The sequence below is a fragment of the Escherichia sp. TW14182 genome (assembly GCF_000208525.1).
Taxonomy (GTDB): Bacteria; Pseudomonadota; Gammaproteobacteria; order Enterobacterales; family Enterobacteriaceae; genus Escherichia; species Escherichia ruysiae.
In genome coordinates this window covers 1-3,051 of the sequence record NZ_AEJZ01000359.1, presented here as the reverse complement: position 1 = coordinate 3,051, position 3,051 = coordinate 1, and the positions used below count along the sequence as shown (strand labels likewise).

Below are 3,051 nucleotides of genomic sequence, written 5' to 3'. Positions count from 1 at the left end.
AAGGATGAGCGCCAGCACGCCAATAATACGTAACGAAACGGCAAAATAATCAATGTATTCGTCGCTGGCCTGATGACGCCACGCAAACCAACAGCCACCGACAATGATGACGGGGATGGTGTAAGCCATCACGCCAAAAATGAAGAACAGGGTATCGGCCAGCCACGCACCAGGAGCCCCACCTAAATTATGGATAGGCTCATGCCAGGCCGTTTGCGACCAGCTAGGATCCGAAGGGTTAAAACTCAATAAAGCTGCCATCAACCAGACGGCAAACAGGACAATAAGAATCAGCAACGCCTCCAGAAGTCGGCGCCCGCTGCTTAACTTTGTCAATGTGACTTCTTTGTCTTCAGTGTATTCCTGGCTCAAGAAAGGCTCTCCAGGTTACAGGCTTTTCCTGCCCGATGCTAAAACGGACAACAGTACCAGGTTACCCCAGTACTGTTGCTGTATGGATTAACAGGAGTGTAATCAAAATACGCCGATTTTGCACCTGTTCCGTGTTAGCGCGTCTTAATAACCAGACGATTACTCTGCTTGACTTCTTCCATAACAACGTATGTCCGTGTGTCATTGACGCCAGGCAGACGCAGCAGAGTTTCTCCCAGCAGCTTACGGTAAGCTGACATATCCGGCACGCGTGTTTTCAACAGGTAGTCGAAATCACCAGATACTAAATGACACTCCTGAATTTCTTCAAGTTTTTGTACAGCGGTATTGAATTGTTCAAACACATCCGGAGCACCACGATTCAGAGTAATCTCAACGAATACCAGAAGTGATGCATCCAGATAATGCGGGTTCAGCAGTGCCGTATAGCCCTGGATAAACCCTTGTCTTTCCAGCCGACGCACACGCTCAAGGCACGGCGTTGGGGAAAGTCCCACACGTTTAGAAAGCTCGACGTTAGAAATACGCCCATCCTTTTGCAACTCATTAAGAATGTTACGATCGATACGGTCGAGATCTTTGCCAGGGCGCTTCTTGCTATCTACCATTATTATTGTCTCTCTGTATTCCTTCCCTACTCCTGTCTGACCCTGAAAACATCACTGTTCAGAGTCGCTACCCGTCACGATAGACCGAAATCATTAAGATTCACGGCGCGCAATGCCTGGGTCTACGGTGAGAAGACCGTTGCCTGGAGGCTGCTATCGACATCACGAATGGCGTCTGTCCACGCCATGCGTAGATTTCACTAGCACGGTAAACATGGTATTTACATGCATGATTATGCGCATATAAGAATACTGTTTTTTTCTTCCTCGAATGTTTTCGCAAAACACCAGGTGATTGTCAAAGCAAAACATCGTTTTTTAGTACAACATGCCAGTTATTCATTAACAGTCGCGTTTAATCATCATTTAATCGGCTTATAAACCGGAAAAATTAAGTAGCAGGCGTGATAATGACAGAAGAATTTGACATGCTTATCGCTTCTGACGATTGCACAAATCGTTAACAAAATCGTCATACTCTTTTTTTACGTCTGTAAATTCCCTACAATCCTGCCCATTGTCTGCCAACAACTATGGGGATCTCATGGGCACGACCAAACACAGTAAACTGCTTATCCTGGGTTCAGGCCCGGCGGGCTATACCGCTGCTGTCTACGCGGCGCGCGCCAACCTGCAACCCGTGCTGATTACCGGCATGGAAAAAGGCGGCCAACTGACCACCACCACGGAAGTGGAAAACTGGCCAGGCGATCCAAACGATCTGACCGGTCCGTTATTAATGGAACGCATGCATGAACATGCCACCAAATTTGAAACTGAAATCATCTTTGATCACATCAACAAAGTGGATTTGCAGAATCGTCCGTTCCGTCTGTCTGGCGACAGCAGCGAGTACACCTGCGATGCGCTGATTATTGCTACCGGAGCTTCTGCTCGCTATCTCGGCCTGCCCTCTGAAGAAGCCTTTAAAGGACGTGGGGTTTCTGCCTGTGCGACCTGCGATGGATTCTTCTACCGTAATCAGAAGGTTGCGGTTATCGGAGGCGGTAATACCGCTGTTGAAGAGGCATTGTATCTCTCTAACATTGCTTCTGAAGTACACCTGATTCACCGCCGCGATACTTTCCGCGCAGAAAAAATTCTGATTAAGCGTCTGATGGATAAAGTGGAGAACGGCAACATCATTCTGCACACCAACCGTACGCTGGAAGAAGTGACCGGCGATCAGATGGGTGTCACTGGCGTTCGTCTTCGTGATACGCAAAACAGCGATAACATCGAGTCACTCGACGTTGCCGGTCTGTTTGTTGCCATCGGTCACAGCCCGAATACTGCCATTTTCGAAGGGCAACTGGAACTGGAAAACGGCTACATCAAAGTACAATCGGGTATTCATGGTAATGCCACCCAGACCAGCATTCCGGGCGTCTTTGCCGCAGGTGATGTGATGGATCATATTTATCGCCAGGCCATTACTTCCGCCGGTACAGGCTGCATGGCGGCACTGGATGCTGAACGCTACCTCGACGGTTTAGCTAACGCAAAATAATTTTACAAATCAGTAACAAAAGTAAAGAAGGCGACACCATGCGACTATGGGTCGCCTTTATTATTCCTCCGTTGTAACATTGCCCTGCAAAAAATTCTGATAACTCACCTGCTAAGCGTGCAATGAATAAATCCCGTCAAAAAGAGTTAACCCGCTGGTTAAAACAGCAAAGCGTCATCTCCCAACGGTGGCTGAATATTTCTCGTCTGTTGGGCTTTGTAAGTGGCATATTGATAATTGCCCAGGCCTGGTTCATGGCGCGTATTCTGCAGCACATGATTATGGAGAACATCCCCCGCGAAGCCCTGCTTCTGCCCTTTACTTTACTGGTGCTGACCTTTGTGTTGCGCGCATGGGTGGTCTGGTTGCGCGAACGGGTGGGTTATCACGCCGGGCAGCATATCCGTTTTGCCATCCGCCGCCAGGTTCTCGACCGTTTGCAGCAAGCAGGACCGGCGTGGATTCAGGGCAAACCAGCGGGGAGTTGGGCGACGCTGGTACTCGAGCAAATTGACGATATGCATGATTACTATGCTCGCT

General features: G+C 48.8%; 4 protein-coding genes. 2 read left to right on the top strand and 2 right to left on the bottom strand.

From position 1 onward, the window contains the following. Together EQY_RS0121760 and lrp are read right to left on the bottom strand one after the other, a co-directional pair. The coding region (locus EQY_RS0121760) for a DNA translocase FtsK 4TM domain-containing protein (RefSeq protein WP_000076987.1) at positions 1 to 372 on the bottom strand (372 nt) is incomplete at its 3' end. Positions 373 to 506: 134 nt separating this feature from the next. Beyond that, positions 507 to 1,001: a leucine-responsive transcriptional regulator Lrp gene (gene lrp / locus EQY_RS0121755; protein ID WP_000228473.1), complete on the bottom strand. Its 495-nt coding sequence runs from the start codon at positions 999 to 1,001 to the stop codon at positions 507 to 509. A 544-nt stretch (positions 1,002 to 1,545) separates the two neighbouring features. On the opposite strand from lrp, the gene trxB reads away from it, so the two are divergent. Further along, positions 1,546 to 2,511 (top strand): thioredoxin-disulfide reductase, encoded by a 966-nt coding sequence (trxB, locus tag EQY_RS0121750; protein WP_000537427.1) that lies wholly within the window; start codon positions 1,546 to 1,548, stop codon positions 2,509 to 2,511. A 122-nt stretch (positions 2,512 to 2,633) separates the two neighbouring features. Next, on the top strand, positions 2,634 to 3,051 hold a 418-nt coding region (locus EQY_RS0121745; RefSeq protein ID WP_001043567.1), incomplete at its 3' end, for an ABC transporter transmembrane domain-containing protein.

Excerpts from the sequence above, each read along its gene's own strand:
- lrp (WP_000228473.1), bottom strand. The coding sequence starts at position 1,001 with ATGGTAGATAGCAAGAAGCGCCCTGGCAAAGATCTCGACCGTATCGAT.
- trxB (WP_000537427.1), top strand. The coding sequence starts at position 1,546 with ATGGGCACGACCAAACACAGTAAACTGCTTATCCTGGGTTCAGGCCCG.